This is a genomic window from Streptomyces sp. NPDC048506 (genome assembly GCF_040651315.1).
Classification (GTDB): Bacteria; Actinomycetota; Actinomycetes; order Streptomycetales; family Streptomycetaceae; genus Streptomyces.
The window spans coordinates 122,422-136,899 of the sequence record NZ_JBEZIX010000016.1 but is presented as its reverse complement, the minus strand read 5'-3'; the positions used below and the strand labels follow the sequence as shown (position 1 = coordinate 136,899).

Below are 14,478 nucleotides of genomic sequence, written 5' to 3'. Positions count from 1 at the left end.
CCCCAACGCCGTGGACCGATCCGCCGCACCGGCACCCGGCACTGCACCGTCGTGCGTGACGGTCCTGGCCGCCTCGTCCCATGTGCCCGTGTGACCGGTGCTGACGAGGGGCCAAACGCCTGACGCGCCACCCGCGTCGAGGCGTTTCACGCATGTCGGCGGCCGTGCGGGTGACACCCGTCGCGGCGGGCTCACCCTGCCGGCCGTCACCGGGTGCGGGCGGTGAGAGCTCTGCTGATGATGTCGGCATGGGGCTTCAAGAAGACATCGGACACGAGCCAGCGGGCGCCGCCAGCGGTGCCACCAGACCTGACGCACCGCAGGGGACCGCCACGTGCTCGGAGATCGTGGTGGGCCCCCATGGTCCCGCGACGAAGGTGAGCACGGTCTTCGTCAGCGGTATGCACAGCGGGCCGAACCCGTCGCCGGGGCTGAGCGTGGCCCGCTCGTTGCGTCTCGCCCGGCCCGATCTCCGGATCGTCGGCCTGGACTACTCGCGGGAGAGTTCGGGGCTGCACTCGGAACTCCTCGACGACCTGGTCTGCCTCCCCGCGTGGCGCGAGGCGCACCTGGCCACGTGGGTCGAGCAGATGGAACGCCTTCTGGAGCCCGAGGACGCGGTTCTGATTCCCTGTCTGGATCTGGAAGTCCGGCTGCTGGCACGGGAGCTCGGGTCGCACGACCGGATTCTGGGGCCTCCGAAGACCGCGCTGGAGCTGGTCGGCAAACCTCCCGTCGAAGCGGCGGAACGCCTCGGGCTGCGCGCCCCGGAGCACGAGAGCGACACCAGCTGGCAGGCCGTCGACCGGTTCATCCGCCGGTCTCCGTACGGGGTGTGGGTCAAGGGCCAGCACTATGACGCCCACCGGGCCCACACCGCAGGGGCCGCGCTGTCCCTGGGCGACGTCGTCCAGCGGACCTGGGGCGGTGAGTGGCACCTGGAGGCGCACGTGGCCGGCCAGGAGTGCAGCATCGCGTTCTGCGCCCAAGACGGTCAGCTGCTCGATGCGGTCTTCATCGCGAAGGCGATGGTCACGACCGAGGGGAAGACCTGGGCCGGCGAGGTCTCCGAGCTGGACGCGGCCATGCGCGACCGCCTGGCGGATCTGCTCGCCGACGCCATGTGGACCGGTGGCGGCGAGCTGGAGTTGATCCGCAGTTGGGGTGGCGAGCTCACGCTCATGGAGATCAACCCGCGACTGCCCGCCTGGATCCACGGCGCCTCCGTGTGCGGCGCCAACCTGCCCGCCGCCCTCGTCACGGGACGGGCCGCGGACCGCGGCAGACGGCTCACGCCGGGCTTCACCCGGGTGGTGGAGGAGATCCCGGTGCACCCGGACCTGGGCATCACCCCCATCGCCTGGGTCGCGGGAGGGATCTCCCGTCCGGGCGACAAACGGCACTCCGGAATGCCGTCGCTGGGCCAACGGCGCCTCGTCCCGTCCGAGAGTGCCGAGGAGGATCCGGTCGAGAGCCACCCGACCCCGATGTCCGCGGCGCACGCCGGCGGTACGGGCGCCTACGTCGGAGCGGGGGAGACGGCGGACTCGGCGGACCGCACGGAGACGGCCGTACCCGCCGGGATGAAGCCCGGGTACGCGGAGGAACCGGCCGCGTCCAAGGGAGGACCGGCCGCACGGACGGCAGCATCGGCCGCGCGCACGGACGGCTTCGAGGAGCTGCTCGATCCCCCGGGAGACGCGGCCACTCCGTACCGGCAAGTCCTCCTCCCCCTGTTCACCGAGCGGGTCCAGGCCCTGCGGCGGGAGGTCGAGGGGGTCGGCCGGGTGCTCCTCGCGCACAGCGTGAAGACCTGTCCGCAGCCCGCCGTGCTGCGTGAGGCCGCGCGGCTCGGTATGGCCGCCGAGGCGATCAGCCTGGCCGAACTCGAAGCGGCCGACCGTCACGGCATGGCCGCGGAACGGGCGATCCTCAACGGGCCCGCGAAGTGGTGGCCCGCCACCGACCGCGTCCGCTGCTTCGCCTTCTTCGCCGACTCCGTGGCCGAACTGAGCAGACTCCACGACCTGTTGGACCGCGGCTTCGAGTTGGAGGCAGAGGTCGTCGGGGTCCGGGTCGCGCCTGCCGGGCTGGTCAGCCGCTTCGGCATCCCGTTGCACGAGCGCGACACCATGGCGGAGACGGCCCGGCTGCTCCGCAGGCTCGCCGAGCGGCTCGGCGCCGGGTGGGGCATGCACTTCCACTTCGCCCAGAGCGTCCTGGGGGCGTCGCGCTGGCAGCGCGAATGCGTGGCGGCGCTCGGCGCGGCCGATCCGCTGGCGGACCAGATGGGCGGGCCGCCCGCGGTACTGGACATCGGCGGCGGGTGGCACGTCGATGACCTGTCGTACGTGCGCAGCTCGCTGGAGTACGTGCTCGCGCACGGTCCCGCCGTCGCCCGCGACGGGGACCCGCTGTGGGTGATGGAGCCGGGCAAGCTCCTCACCCAGCCGTCGGCCGCGGTCGTGACGCAGGTCCTGGCGCGCCGGGCATCCCACCGTGGGTACGACATCGTTGTCGACGCGGCCGAGGGCGATATGCCCGAGGCCCCGTTCCATCCACACCCGGTGGTCCGGTTCGACGGCTCGCGCTGGGTGCCGCTGCGGCCCGGCTGGAGCTGGATCCTGGGCAGGTCCTGCATGGAGCACGACGTGCTGTCGGTCCGGCTGGACCTCACCGACGTCCGGGAGGGCGACTACCTCGCGTTCGGTATGTGCGGGGGGTACGACACCTCGATGGCCTACGACTTCGGGCGCGGGACCGCGCCGCGGGAATTGGGGCAGCCATGAGCGGTCTGATCACGGACCTGAAGCGGTTCGACCGAATCGGCCTGTCCCGGGTGGCCAGTCACGCGAAGGCGTGCTGCCAGATGGTCAGACACAGCGTCTTCGCCCAGCTCACGCACTTCGGGGACACCGGGACCGCGCTCGCCGCCGTCCCCGGGCTCTTCCACTGGGGGCCCGTGCAGTGGCCGACGCACTGGTGCGATCTGGTGGACCACGGCGACCTCGTCGGCGACTGCGGGGTGCACGCCGATGTGGCGGCGGCGCTCCTCACCCAGAAGTCCGTACCGCACGTGCGTGCCCGTGCCGCCGTGCTGACCCCACCGATGGCCCCCGCACACTGGCGGGCCGTCTGGAGCGAGGCGCAGGTCAGCGACGCGTGGATCGGGCGGTCCGTGGTCTACCACGAGGTGCTCCGGGTCGGGAGCCGCTGGTGGGACCCGAGCGACGCCCGCTGGTTCGCGGGGCCGGGGGCCCACACGGGCAGCGGCCATGTCCTCGCCCTCCGGGAGGAAGGCGGGCAGTGGCAGCTCGCCCCCGACTTCCCCGCCGCCCCGGGAGAATCCCCTGCCGGCAAGGAATATGACGATCCGTCAGAAGCTGGCGCCCCGCGATCCCCGCGATCCCCGCACGCCCCGCAACCCGCTCACACCCCAGCGCCGGCGCACACCCCACCCTCGACACCCGTCCTGCCGCAAGGCGTCCTGCCGTAGGGCCGGACGCGGTGAGGCGCCGCGGTCCGTGTGCGGTGGGCTCCCCTTCCGCAGCGGACACGGCCGCAGCGCACCCGGACCGCCTAGGAGGCACCGTGATCACTCCCGAGATATGGAAGCCGGCCGCACCCGACACCACCGCGGAGGCCCCCGCGCTCCCCGGCCCGGTCCGCCTCGTGACGCAGTTGGTCCGCAGCTTCGGCCAGTTCAGCCTGCTGACGAACGTCTGGACCGGCGTCCTGTTCATGCTCGCGCTCTTCGTGGGCGACTGGCAGGCGGGGGTCTTCGGGCTGCTGGGCGCCGTGGTCTCCACCGCGGCCGCGTACGCGATGGGTGTCGACCGGCGCACCATCGACCTGGGGACGCAGGGCTTCAGCGGCTGTCTGACCGGCATCGCCCTGTACATCTTCCTGGGGCCCCACCCCTCGACGTACCTGCTGACCATCGGCGGCGCCGTGGTGTGCGTACTCGCCTACTCGGCGCTGACCGCCGTGGTGGAGCCCTGGGGGCTGCCGGTGCTGACCGCGCCGTTCTGTGTGGTCGTCGGGGTGGTCCTGGCGGCGGCCCCCGCCTTCACCAGGGTCTGGCCCGGCGGCAGCGCCTCGGCCCTGCCGCTCGCCGCCGAACCCGGCGTCAGGTACACCTGGACCGACCTGTGGCACGGGTTCTTCGCCAACATCTCCCAGGTCGGCCTCTCGGCGCACTGGTACGTCGGCGCGATCATGCTGGTGGGGCTCTTCGTCGGCGGGATCCGCCATGGGCTGGCCGCCGTCGTCGGCAGCGCCGTGGCGGTGCTCCTGTCCTGGGCCCTGGGCGCACCGCCGGCCGCGGTCGCGGTGGGTGTCTACGGCTACAACGCGGTCCTGGTGGCCGTCGCGATGGGAGGCATGTTCCTGGCCAGGACGGTGCCGAACGCGCTCTACACCCTGGTGGCCGTGGCCGTCACGACGGTGCTGACCGCCGCCCTGAACGCCTACTTCGCGCCCTTCGGCGGACGCACCCTCAGCTGGCCCTTCATCATCACCACCTGGCTGTTCCTCGCCGCGGCCGCTTCCCTGCCGCAGATCCGGCGCGCCACCTGACGAAGCACATGAAGGGGCCCCGACGACGAGCCGTGGCTCGCCGTCGGGGCCCCTTCCCGTCCCTGCTCCCGCTTACTTGCCCAGGGCGCTGTTGTTGCAGCCCATGGACGAGCCGAGGGTGGTGGACTGGGCTCCCGCCGCACCCTCGCCGCCCAGCAGGTTGCCGGCGATGCCATTGCCGATCCCGACCTCGCCGAGGACGTCGACGTTGGTGTCGTGCGATCTGCACGAGCTGCCCTGCTTGATGTCGAACTTGGTGCCGTAGTCGCCGCCCGCGTAGGCGGTGCCGGCGCCGAGAATGCCGATGGCGCCGAAGGCGGCCGCCACGACGGCAGCCGTGCGAAGCTTGCGCATTTCTTCTCCGGTGGGTTGAGCGGATTCGATCTGTGACGGATCGACTTCGTACAGTTACGGAGGCTAATAAGAAGTAATCCCGGAGTCGCGCAACGACGCGCCGGATTGTATGATCGAGATTTTTGCAACACGCCCTGTGACCTGCGCAGTTCCGGGCGCTGGCGACGAGAACGGGAGCCTGCGCCGCGCGGTGAACCACCTGTTCGGTCGCACCGCACCCGACGAGTTCGGTCGCGCACCCCTGCGGACGCCCCCCGGGTGCTGTGGCCGGCCGTCGGCGGGTGGTATCTCGTCCGCGATCTGTGCACTGGCGCGATCAGGTGACCGCGTGGCGTGGGCGTCCGGGCCTTTCCCGCGCGGGTGGAAGGGTGGCGCATGGAAGCAGTACGCCGACCACGCGAAGTAAGCCAGGAGCCGCTATGCGCCGTGTACTCGCCACCCTCGTGGGAGCCCTCGCTGTCACCGGGGCCTTCTCCGCCCCCGCCCATGCCGGCGATCCCGCTCCAGGTGGCACTCCCAGCTCGGGCCTGACCCAGGGGCAGGGCCTGCTGCCGACCCTGGGTGCCATCGGCAGCGCCAACAATGCCGGCAATCGCGGGCCGGGCGTCGTCGGCCTCATCGGCGAACCCGTGCGGGCGAACACCAACATCGGCGGACTACAGGTCGGCCAGCTGCCCCTGGGGCTGCTCAGCCCGCAATGAGCGTCCCGCGCGTGGGTCCGTGGCGAGGCGGTCGAGAACGAGCCCGGATACGCCCCTCGTGACGGTGCATCGGATTTTCCGGAAAGCCTCTCGTCGTTTCTTCGAGGGTGATCGCCGCGGAAAGGCCGCGCCGTAGAGTCGGAAATCGATGGCACTCCTCGGCTGGTGGAGAGCATGCGCCAAGCTGAAAGCGTGATCGAAATGCCGGATTCGTAGCCTTCCTCCTCCGGTCTCGTTAAGTCTTGTGCGGTCCGCGGCCGTGACCGCACTGCTAAGGAGGAGTCACATGCTCAAAAAGGTCATCGCCGCTTCGGCTGCCACCGGCGGCCTGCTGCTCGCGGGTGCGGGCACGACCGTCGCCGACACCGGTGCGCACGGGGCCGCCGTCGGTTCTCCCGGCGTCCTGTCCGGCAACCTGATCCAGGTGCCCATCCACATCCCGACCAACATCTGCGGCAACACGCTCGACATCCTGGGGCTGCTCAACCCCGCGTTCGGCAACCGCTGCGTCAACGTCGACAAGTCGGGCCACCGCATGCGGCAGCACCATATGTCGCAGAGACACCACACGCCGCAGACGAAGCAGCACCAGGCCAAGCCGGTGCAGCACCACCAGCACCACCAGCAGCACCACCAGCACCACCAGCACCACCGTGCGCAGGTGAGCCGGGTGACCACGCACGAGAGCGTGCAGCACCGCCACCACGTTGCGCCCGCCGTACACCCGCAGCTGGCGCACACCGGTGCCGAGCGGCCCAACCTGGCGATCCCGGCCGGCGCCAGCGCCGGGCTGATCCTGGGCGGCGTCCTGCTCTACCGCCGGGGGCGCCGGGCTGCCGCCCGCGGCTGACGGTGGCCGGCGGCGGCGAGCGGACGAGGCCGTCACCCGGTCAGGCATGAGTGTGGGGCCCGGTATTCACCGGGTCCCACACTCATGCGTCGTATCGGTGCGGCGATCAACGCCCCAAAGAATTCCCGGGGTTGGCAAATGGGTGACGGCGTGGGGGGTGCCGTGACCGGGTCGGGGGAAATGGCGTTGCCCCTGGGAGAGAACAGCGAATGGACTCGTGGGTCGTCGCAGGGATTTCGCTTTCCCTGGTACCGGGGCGGCTCGCGATGTCATCAGAATTCCATGTACAGGCAATGAAGGGCCGAGGGTTCCATGCGCAAGCTTCAGCAGGTCGCGCTCGTCGTCGCAGCGGCCGGCGGTCTGTCCGCCATCGGTGCCGGCGCCAGTAACGCCGACGCTCCCGTCGGGTACAACGGCTACGGCGGTGCCCCGTCCACCACTCCGCAGCAGGACGCCCCCCAGGCCGCCGCGTGGACCGCCGCGCAGGCCACGTCGCACGCCTCCGGCTATCAGGCCGGCCCGCAGGCTGCCCCCCAGGCCGCTGCCCCCCAGCCGTCCGCCCCGCAGGTCAACCCCCAGGTCAACCCGCAGTTCAACCCGAAGCTCTCCCCGCAGATCGCGCAGGTGCTGCCGCAGGCCTCCCAGCCGGAGCAGAACAACCTCTTCCGCCCGTACCAGGAGTGCAGCCCGGAGACGTTCCTCGACGCCAACCTCCCGATCGGCGTGCTTGCCGCGCCGCAGACCTTCGGCACCACCTGCACCCAGGCGAACACCCAGGCCAACGCCTTCGCCACCGCCAGGTAGGGCCGTTGGCGTCGCCACCCGCGACGCCCCGCCGCGGGCCCTTCGGGGGGATCCTCCGAAGGGCCCGTTCGCATGCCGTGCGGCCGGGGTGCGCGGTGCGGCCGAACAGGTGGCGCGCAGGGGAAAGGTGGCCCACCTTCCGGCCGACGGCGCTCTGAACTGCCCCGAGTGCGGGGCGACTTCCGATCCTCTTGTCGCATGATCGGCGCGTCGCTGAGCGGTTGCAGAATTATTTCGTATTAACCTCCCTAATCGTACGAAGTTGGTACGAAATGGACTGCATCGGCTCAACCCATCCGGAGAAGACATGCGCAAGCTTCAGAAGGCCGCCGTCGTGGCCGCCACCCTCGGTAGCGTCGCGATCCTCGGCGCCGGTACCGCCTACGCCGACGGCCACGGCGGCAACCAGTTCGACATCAAGCAGGGCAACTCGTGCCGGTCGCACGACCTGAACGTCGACGTCCTCGGCGAGGTCGGCATCCTCAACGGCGTGCTGGGCAACGCGCTCAACGGCGAGGGTGCCCCGGGTGCCCAGTCGACCAGGATCGGCTCGTCCATGGGCTGCAACACCAGCGCCTTCTGAGCGTCTGGCAGACACGCAAGCACCAGCTGATCACACACGGGTCCCGGCGCCGCCACACGGCAGGCGCCGGGGCCCCTGCGCGTCCGCCTCCCGGATCCCGATTCCGATGGCGAGTTGGGGCACGGGGACGGGGTTTCGACGGTCCGTTCGTCGTCGCGACAAACGGGCGGGGCGGGGCGTCGCCGTCCTCGAACAACCCCGCTGCGTCAAAAGACTTGGGCCGGCCTGGAGCCAAATGGCAATGGTGCTACGGGAATTGCCGGGATCGCGTTCAGATCCTTTTCGGCGCCTCGGGCAGGGCGGAAACGTGCGGCCCGGTTTCTCCGACGAGGGCTTCTCCTACGGGCGGAGAAGCCGGGCCGCATGGCGCTTCGGAACATCACATCATCATCGGGAGGGGCTCGATGCGAGGGGGCGAACGTATTTCGCGGCGCCGGCGGTCCATCGCCGCCCGAGAATGCAGGACGACGGGCGGTCGGGGCGGTGCACGCGTAAGGGGGAACCGCGCGATTGCGGCCGCGCGGTGATCAACACCCCAAAGGATTCTCGCGGTTGGCAAATGGGTGACGGCGTGGGGGGTGCCGTGACCGGGTCGGGGGAAATGGCGTTGCCCCTGGGAGAGAACAGCGAATGGACTCGTGGGTCGTCGCAGGGATTTCGCTTCTCCCTGATACCGGGGCAGCCTGCGGTGGCCACGCCGGCGGTCCATGGTGTCCGACGTGATTCAGAGGTGAGGCGATGGGATCCGCCATCGGCTTTGAGGAGCGTGGAGGGCAGCGCGGCGCACGCCGTCGCGGCCTGCGTGGGGCTTCCGCCGTGGTGAGGCACGGGGTGTGCAGGGCGGTGCGTCCGTGAAGCCCCGGGGTTGTTGCCGCTGTCGGCGCACTCAAGACAGCAACGAGTCATCAGATTTCCAAGTACAGGCAATGAAGGGCCGAGGGTTCCATGCGCAAGCTTCAGCAGGTCATGCTCGTCGTCGCAGCGGCCGGCGGTCTATCTGCGATCGGTGCCGGCGTCAGTTATGCCGACGCTCCCGTCGGGTACAACGGCGCCGCCCCGCCGCCCGCTCCGCAGGCTCCTGCTCCCGCTCCCGCTCCGCAGCAGTACGCTCCGCAGCAGTTCGCTCCCCAGCCGCAGGCTCCTGCCTATGCTCCGGCTCCTGCTCCGCAGCAGGCGGCTGCTCCTGCCTATGCTCCGGCTCCTGCTCCCGCTCCGCAGCCGGTTGCTCCTGCTCCCGCTCCTGCCCCTGCTCCGCAGCAGTTCGCCCCCCAGCCGCAGGCTCCTGCCTATGCTCCGGCTCCTGCTCCGCAGCAGGCCGCTGCTCCCGCGCCTGCTCCGGCTCCCGCACCTGCCCCGGCTCCTGCGCCAGCTCCTGCGCCTGCTCCCGCTCCCCAGCAGGCGGCGCCGCCGGCTCCGGCCCCTGAGCCGCCCGCTCCGCAGCAGGCCGCCCCCGAGGCTGCTCCGCACCACGAAGGCCCCCACGCCACTGCATCGGCCTCCTCGCACGGCGCCGCGCAGGCTTCCGCCTCGGAGGGTTCCCACCACGACGCTCCGCAGGCCGCCGCCCCTGCTCCGGCGCCGCAGCAGTCGGTACCGCAGGTCGTCCCGCAGGTGGTTCCTCAGGCGGCCCCGCAGGTCACCCCGCACGTGGCCCCGGAGGTCGTGGTTCCGCAGATGGTCCACCCGCAGTCCGCCCCGCAGGTGGCCCCTCAGGTCAACCCGCAGTTCAACCCCGAGGTCAACCCGCTGATCAACCCGCTGGTCTCGCCGGGCATCCCGCAGGTCTCCCCCTTCGGGCTCGGGCGGCTCGCGGCGGCTCCGGTGGGGCAGCTCGACCTGCCCCGCATCTCCTGACCGTTCGAGGACGCGTACCCGGAGCGCCGCCCGCGGGCACCGCTCGACGCCCGTCCTTCGATCGGCCTGTTCGCCACCCCGAGGCCCAGGGCGTCGTCCGACGCCCGGCCGCGGGGCGCCTCCGCCCGTTCCGGCCGGTCGACGCCGTGCCGGGCGGTGCGGGGCAATTCCTGTTGGGCTCCCGTCACTGTAAGAAGTCGATCTGCTTCAGGTCGCATCCGCACAATCACCGGAGAAGAAATGCGCAAGCTCCAGAAGGCTGCCGTCGTGGCTGCCGCCGCCCTCGGCAGCGTCGGTGCCCTCGGCGCCGGTTCCGCCTACGCCCACGGCGAGCCGGGCCACGACATGGGCCTCCAGCAGGGCACCTCGTGCCGGACGCACGACATGAACATCGACGTGCTCGGAACGGTCGGGGTCCTCAACGGCGTGGCCGGCAATGCGCTCAACGGCGAGGGCAACCCGGGCGCGCAGCCCACCCACCTGGGTTCGAAGATGCGCTGCGACAACGCCGCCGGCTGAGCGCGGGACGTCGCGAAGTCAACCGAGAGGGTCCCGTCGTCCGAGCCGTAGGCCGGACGACGGGACCCCTCTTTGCGTCGTCCCCGCGGGTGCGGGCGCCGGCGTCTCTACCGCTGGGGCTCACCGACCATGTGGGGCAGCTGGGATCCGGGAGCGGGCGCCGTGTTGGAGCAGGTGACGGACGGGCCGATCTGGGTCGCCCCGTTGTTCAGCAGACCGCTGGAGGGCCACGACACGGGCTTCATCGCAAGGCAGTCCTGCGTCTGATGGAGGTTGTACCTGCCGTCCTCGCCGGCGCTGTCGACGTTTCTCTGTTGGCAGGTGAGGTTGCCTTGGATGTCGCGGGTGCAGTTGGTCGCGGTCCCTCCGGGGTACGCCTGGGCGGATCCGGTGAAGGCCACGACGAGGCCACCCAGGAGCCCGGAGACGACTGCGATCTGCTTCCGACTGAACATGTGGTGCGTTCCTTTGTGATCGATGCCCGGGCGTCGTGCACGGTGAGTGGCACGGGCCCGGGCTCTGAAGAAGGTCGAGAAAAGGGCCCCGGCGCCGAGTCTGGCTCGGACGCCGGGACCCCTTCCCATTACTTGCCGAGCGCGCTGTTGTTGCAGCCCATGCTCGAACCGATCGGGGTGGACTGAGCGCCCGCGGGGCCCTCGCCGTTGAGCGCGTTGCCCAGCACGCCGTTGAGGACGCCGACCTCACCGAGGACGTCGACGTTGAGGTCGTGGGACCGGCAGGAGCTGCCCTGACCGATCTTGAAGTCGTTGCCGCCGCGGCCGTCGGCCTGGGCGGTGCCGGCGCCGAGGATCGCGACGCTGCCGAGGGCGGCGGCCACGACGGCAGCCTTCTGAAGCTTGCGCATATCTTCTCCGGATGGGTTGAGCCGATGCGATCTGTGAGGGATCGACTTCGTACAGTTACGGAAAGCTAATACGAAATGTCCCGCAGTCACTCAGCGACGCGCCGGATGTTATGACCATCATGCTCGGGGTGTGGCCCGGAATTGCTCCGCACCCCGAGCGGTCAGGCCCTTTGCGCTGTGCGGTGGTTGTCGGCGCCGGCGGTAATTCACTCATTCGGTCGCACTGTGTGCGACGTATTTCCGTATGGACGCCCGGTGTTGATGGGCTGTCATGCAAACGGGCCCTTCGAGGGAATTCCCCCGAAGGGCCCGGAACGGGCGTCGCGTGCGGCTACCCCCGGCGGTCTTAGCCGGTGAAGGCGTGGTTGAACTGGCCGCAGGTGGTGCCCCAGGTCTGCGGGGCGGCGAGGACGCCGATCGGGAAGTTGGCGTCGAGCACCGTCTGTGGGCTGCACTCCTGGTACGGACGGAAGTTGTCGACCACCCGCGGCCCACCGCCGTGGGCGTAGGCGGCGCCGGCGCCGGCACCGATGGCGGAAAGACCGCCGGCTGCGGCGACGATCACGACCTGCTGAAGCTTGCGCATGGAACCCTCGGCCCTTCATTACCTGTGCATAGAGGCCTGATTGCCTTCTGTGACCGTGTGAACACTAGCAGTAGTCGACTTGGGGGTTCCAGTCCACTTGGCTGCGCGCCTTGTGTCGAAGCAGGAAAAGGCGGTGAAAGTCGTTGCAGCGATCGGCGAATGAGATGGGCGAATGGCGAGTTCGGGGAGGTACGGCGGTGGAGGGAAAGGGAATTCGCCTGCCGCGTTCTCCACCGGAAAGAGTGGAGGGGGCGTCCGCGCATTCGGTTTCGTTGTGTGCGCGGTTCGGGGCCCGTTGTGCGGACGGTGGTCGTCCGGCCGGGACTTGTGGCTTTCGGGCGCCGGTGAACGGGGTGGACGGCCTGCCGTGCGGGCGAATCGTCCGGCGGGACCTCTGCGTTGGGCATCGAGGGGCGGAGCGGGGGTGCTGGGGCGGCGCCCGGGCCGGTGCCGGTGGGGTGGTGGCACCGGCCGGGGCGCGTGCGTCGGAGGTGTCGCGTCAGCTGGTGGCGAGGGGGCGCTTGCCGTGCAGGTCCTCGGCGTCGTACGCGCCGGGCTGGTCGGTCAGCTTGAGGGTGAAGGTGGTGAAGACCTTCCGGCCGTGCACGGTCTTGGGGTCGGAGAGCGTGACCGTCGCCTTCAGCGGCTTGTCGAGGCAGGTGTCCAGGCACCAGGTGCCGGTGACCCGTCCGGTGCCGACCGCGTGCTTGGCGCCCCACTGCTCCCAGTTGACGTGGTTGACGGACGTGAACTCGGACAACACCAGGTTCGCGGGGCTCCGCTCGGCGCGGCCATTGTCCGCGTTCTCCTCGCCGTAGTGGTTGATGACGTAGGGGGTGCTGGCCGTACGGAGGGTGCTCGCGCTGTGCACCGCGTGAACGGTGCGCTGCGAGGCGGTGGTTGCGTCGGCGGCCTGCGCGGTGGCGAACATGCCGAGGACGGCGACGCCGGCCAGGGCTGCCCCCATGGCCGTTCGCGTGCGGCGGGTCCTGGTGGTGGTGCGGTTCATGGCTCTCGCTCCGGTGCGTGGGGATCGGTCGGCGCGTCAGACGCTATGGGGGGCGCTTCTCCATGGTCTGTCGATCTTGTAACAGACGTCCATCGACGGCTGTTACAAGATCGACATGCGGTACTCGCCTGTGCCGGCCGGGGCGTCAGTCGTGGCGGAAGCGGCGCAGGGCGACGGTCAGGAGGACGACGGTCAGCAGCGCCGCGGCGCATCCGGTGGTCATCAGCGGCGCCAGCGCGCCAGGTTCACCGGCGGCGCGCAGCGCCCCCATGTAGTCGAAGACCGGTAGGCCGTTGGCGATGGTGTACCAGAGCGGCAGGTAGACCGCCTGGAAGAGCCGGTGGGTGCGGCTGAGGGTGCCCAGGGCGAGGGCCAGGGACGGGATGAAGAGGGCGCCGGCGGCCCAGGCCGCCACGCCGGGCCCGTCGGCCGCCGCGAGCAGCCGGACCAGCGGGCCGAGTCCGGCCGCCGCGGTGACGGTCAGGCCCGCGGCCGCTTCGGCCAGGACCCGGCGGCGCACCGCGGGGTAGCCGCCGAGCATGCCGTCGAGGCCGTGCTCCTGCCGTTGGGTGCCCAGCCGCGACCAGATCAGCAGCGGCCAGAGCCAGGCCAGCGGCAGCATGATGCGGATGACGCCGTGGAGCGTGGGCGCGGCCAGCCCGGCGACCAGGAGCAGCGCGGCGCCCAGCCACCACCACCAGCGCACGCCCTGCACCAGGATGCGCACCTCGCCGGCCCACAGGCGCAGCATCACCGGGCCCGGCTCCGGGCGGGTGCGGGGGAGGGAGAGGGCGGCGGGGACGGCGGGCCGGGGCGGGCCGGGGTGGCTGCCCTCCGCCGCGCCGACCGGCCCGACCGGCCCGACTGGTAGAGGCCCCGCGTACCCGGTGCGGCGGGGCGTGCGCCGTCCCGCCCGGCGGTCCCGTGCCGGATCGAAGCGGTCGAACCAGAGCGCCGGTAGCAGGGCGACGGCCATGGCGATCAGCAGCACCGCCAGCCGCCCGAGGAGGTATCCGGCGTCGGGGCGGAAACCGTCCCAGGTGAACTGTCGCAGCGGGGTGTCCAGATAGGTCAGGCCGAGGCTGAACTCCCCGCCCGCCGCGATGTGCTGGGCGTCCAGCGCCGCCTGCATCGACCTGGCCACGCTGTGCACGCCGATGCCGTCCAGCGGCAGTCCGGGCCCCTGGCCGGCCGTCGCGAGGACCAGCCAGAGGCAGAACCACACGACGTTGCCCAGCCCGGTGCGCAGCAGCGGCAGCGACTCGAAGAGCAGGGCGAGGGCCGCGGTCACGGCCACCAGGGGCAGCGCGATCAGCACGAACGGCTGCCAGAGGGCCAGCGGATCGACGGCGTACGACTCGCCGCGGGCCAGCTGCATGGCGAGGGCGGTGACCGCGAGCACGGCGAGCAGGGACGACAACACCAGTAGGTTGCTGAGGAACTTGCCGGCCAGGTACCGGGACGTGCGCAGCGGCGTCGCGGCGAGCAGCTGGCCGACGCGGGTCGCCCGGTCGCGGTCGAGGGCGTTGCGGACGAGGGTGAAGCCCCCGAGGCTGATCCACAGGCCGCCGGCCAGCGCCGTGGCCATCCCGACGTAGGCGCTGTTGTAGACCCCGCGGTGGTCGCCGATCTGGAGGATCAACCAGCGGGCGTCGGCGTCGGGCACCGCCACGTATCCCAGGGCGACGGCGGCGGCCAGGACGACGAGGTACGCGGGGCGGCGTACCCGGTCGCGGAAGTCGGCCACCGCGAGGGCGGCGAGCGTGCGTGGCATC

At 71.1% G+C, this 14,478-nt stretch carries 14 protein-coding genes and 1 pseudogene; 9 read left to right on the top strand and 6 right to left on the bottom strand.

Annotated features, from left to right (window positions below; genetic code table 11):
• The first annotated feature begins 248 nt into the window (after positions 1-248).
• From AB0C96_RS15760 to AB0C96_RS15750, 3 genes are all read left to right on the top strand, one after another.
• Positions 249-2,789, top strand: coding sequence for a hypothetical protein (locus AB0C96_RS15760; RefSeq protein ID WP_362917653.1), 2,541 nt, complete (start codon positions 249-251; stop codon positions 2,787-2,789).
• Positions 2,786-3,496 carry a hypothetical protein gene (locus tag AB0C96_RS15755; RefSeq protein WP_362917651.1) on the top strand — a complete coding sequence of 237 codons (711 nt, stop codon included), beginning with the start codon at positions 2,786-2,788 and terminating at the stop codon, positions 3,494-3,496. Before AB0C96_RS15760 ends, AB0C96_RS15755 begins: the two co-directional genes overlap by 4 nt.
• 95 nt (positions 3,497-3,591) lie before the next feature.
• Positions 3,592-4,578, top strand: a complete 987-nt coding sequence (locus AB0C96_RS15750; RefSeq protein WP_362917649.1) for an urea transporter — start codon at positions 3,592-3,594, stop codon at positions 4,576-4,578.
• A 72-nt stretch (positions 4,579-4,650) separates the two neighbouring features.
• Here AB0C96_RS15750 and AB0C96_RS15745 read toward each other — a convergent pair whose 3' ends face one another.
• The gene (locus AB0C96_RS15745) at positions 4,651-4,932 is read right to left on the bottom strand and encodes a hypothetical protein (RefSeq protein ID WP_362917647.1); all 282 of its coding nucleotides are present in this window, start codon (positions 4,930-4,932) and stop codon (positions 4,651-4,653) included.
• Positions 4,933-5,351: 419 nt separating this feature from the next.
• Between AB0C96_RS15745 and AB0C96_RS15740 the strand changes: the two genes are divergently transcribed.
• The 6 genes and pseudogenes from AB0C96_RS15740 (at position 5,352) to AB0C96_RS15715 (ending at position 10,243) form a co-directional block, all read left to right on the top strand.
• Positions 5,352-5,633 carry a hypothetical protein gene (locus AB0C96_RS15740; RefSeq protein WP_362917645.1) on the top strand — a complete coding sequence of 94 codons (282 nt, stop codon included), beginning with the start codon at positions 5,352-5,354 and terminating at the stop codon, positions 5,631-5,633.
• Positions 5,634-5,919: 286 nt separating this feature from the next.
• Positions 5,920-6,147: pseudogene (locus AB0C96_RS15735) on the top strand (chaplin); the annotation flags it as partial.
• Positions 6,148-6,795: 648 nt separating this feature from the next.
• The gene (locus AB0C96_RS15730) at positions 6,796-7,287 is read left to right on the top strand and encodes a hypothetical protein (protein ID WP_362917643.1); all 492 of its coding nucleotides are present in this window, start codon (positions 6,796-6,798) and stop codon (positions 7,285-7,287) included.
• Positions 7,288-7,594: 307 nt separating this feature from the next.
• A complete protein-coding gene (locus tag AB0C96_RS15725; protein ID WP_362917641.1) occupies positions 7,595-7,870 on the top strand; it encodes a hypothetical protein in 276 nt (91 codons plus the stop codon).
• 1,611 nt (positions 7,871-9,481) lie between these two features.
• Positions 9,482-9,724 carry a hypothetical protein gene (locus AB0C96_RS15720; protein WP_362917639.1) on the top strand — a complete coding sequence of 81 codons (243 nt, stop codon included), beginning with the start codon at positions 9,482-9,484 and terminating at the stop codon, positions 9,722-9,724.
• 240 nt (positions 9,725-9,964) lie between these two features.
• Entirely contained in the window at positions 9,965-10,243 is a 279-nt protein-coding gene (locus AB0C96_RS15715; protein ID WP_362917637.1) for a hypothetical protein, read from the top strand.
• Between the two features lie 107 nt (positions 10,244-10,350).
• On the opposite strand, the gene AB0C96_RS15710 is transcribed toward AB0C96_RS15715, so the two are convergent.
• The 5 genes from AB0C96_RS15710 to AB0C96_RS15690 form a co-directional block, all read right to left on the bottom strand.
• Entirely contained in the window at positions 10,351-10,698 is a 348-nt protein-coding gene (locus tag AB0C96_RS15710) for a hypothetical protein (RefSeq protein WP_362917635.1), read from the bottom strand.
• 128 nt (positions 10,699-10,826) lie between these two features.
• Entirely contained in the window at positions 10,827-11,108 is a 282-nt protein-coding gene (locus AB0C96_RS15705) for a hypothetical protein (RefSeq protein WP_362917633.1), read from the bottom strand.
• Positions 11,109-11,454: 346 nt separating this feature from the next.
• Positions 11,455-11,694 carry a hypothetical protein gene (locus tag AB0C96_RS15700; RefSeq protein WP_362917631.1) on the bottom strand — a complete coding sequence of 80 codons (240 nt, stop codon included), beginning with the start codon at positions 11,692-11,694 and terminating at the stop codon, positions 11,455-11,457.
• 499 nt (positions 11,695-12,193) lie between these two features.
• On the bottom strand, positions 12,194-12,703 hold the full coding sequence (locus tag AB0C96_RS15695; RefSeq protein ID WP_362917629.1) for a hypothetical protein: 510 nt from the start codon (positions 12,701-12,703) through the stop codon (positions 12,194-12,196).
• 145 nt (positions 12,704-12,848) lie between these two features.
• On the bottom strand, positions 12,849-14,477 hold the full coding sequence (locus tag AB0C96_RS15690; RefSeq protein WP_362917627.1) for a hypothetical protein: 1,629 nt from the start codon (positions 14,475-14,477) through the stop codon (positions 12,849-12,851).
• Position 14,478: the final 1 nt, after the last annotated feature.

Coding starts and splice junctions, on each gene's coding strand:
- AB0C96_RS15715 (WP_362917637.1), top strand. CDS start 9,965: ATGCGCAAGCTCCAGAAGGCTGCCGTCGTGGCTGCCGCCGCCCTCGGC.
- AB0C96_RS15740 (WP_362917645.1), top strand. CDS start 5,352: ATGCGCCGTGTACTCGCCACCCTCGTGGGAGCCCTCGCTGTCACCGGG.
- AB0C96_RS15705 (WP_362917633.1), bottom strand. CDS start 11,108: ATGCGCAAGCTTCAGAAGGCTGCCGTCGTGGCCGCCGCCCTCGGCAGC.
- AB0C96_RS15760 (WP_362917653.1), top strand. CDS start 249: ATGGGGCTTCAAGAAGACATCGGACACGAGCCAGCGGGCGCCGCCAGC.
- AB0C96_RS15745 (WP_362917647.1), bottom strand. CDS start 4,932: ATGCGCAAGCTTCGCACGGCTGCCGTCGTGGCGGCCGCCTTCGGCGCC.
- AB0C96_RS15755 (WP_362917651.1), top strand. CDS start 2,786: ATGAGCGGTCTGATCACGGACCTGAAGCGGTTCGACCGAATCGGCCTG.
- AB0C96_RS15695 (WP_362917629.1), bottom strand. CDS start 12,703: ATGAACCGCACCACCACCAGGACCCGCCGCACGCGAACGGCCATGGGG.
- AB0C96_RS15725 (WP_362917641.1), top strand. CDS start 7,595: ATGCGCAAGCTTCAGAAGGCCGCCGTCGTGGCCGCCACCCTCGGTAGC.
- AB0C96_RS15710 (WP_362917635.1), bottom strand. CDS start 10,698: ATGTTCAGTCGGAAGCAGATCGCAGTCGTCTCCGGGCTCCTGGGTGGC.
- AB0C96_RS15700 (WP_362917631.1), bottom strand. CDS start 11,694: ATGCGCAAGCTTCAGCAGGTCGTGATCGTCGCCGCAGCCGGCGGTCTT.
- AB0C96_RS15730 (WP_362917643.1), top strand. CDS start 6,796: ATGCGCAAGCTTCAGCAGGTCGCGCTCGTCGTCGCAGCGGCCGGCGGT.
- AB0C96_RS15690 (WP_362917627.1), bottom strand. CDS start 14,477: ATGCCACGCACGCTCGCCGCCCTCGCGGTGGCCGACTTCCGCGACCGG.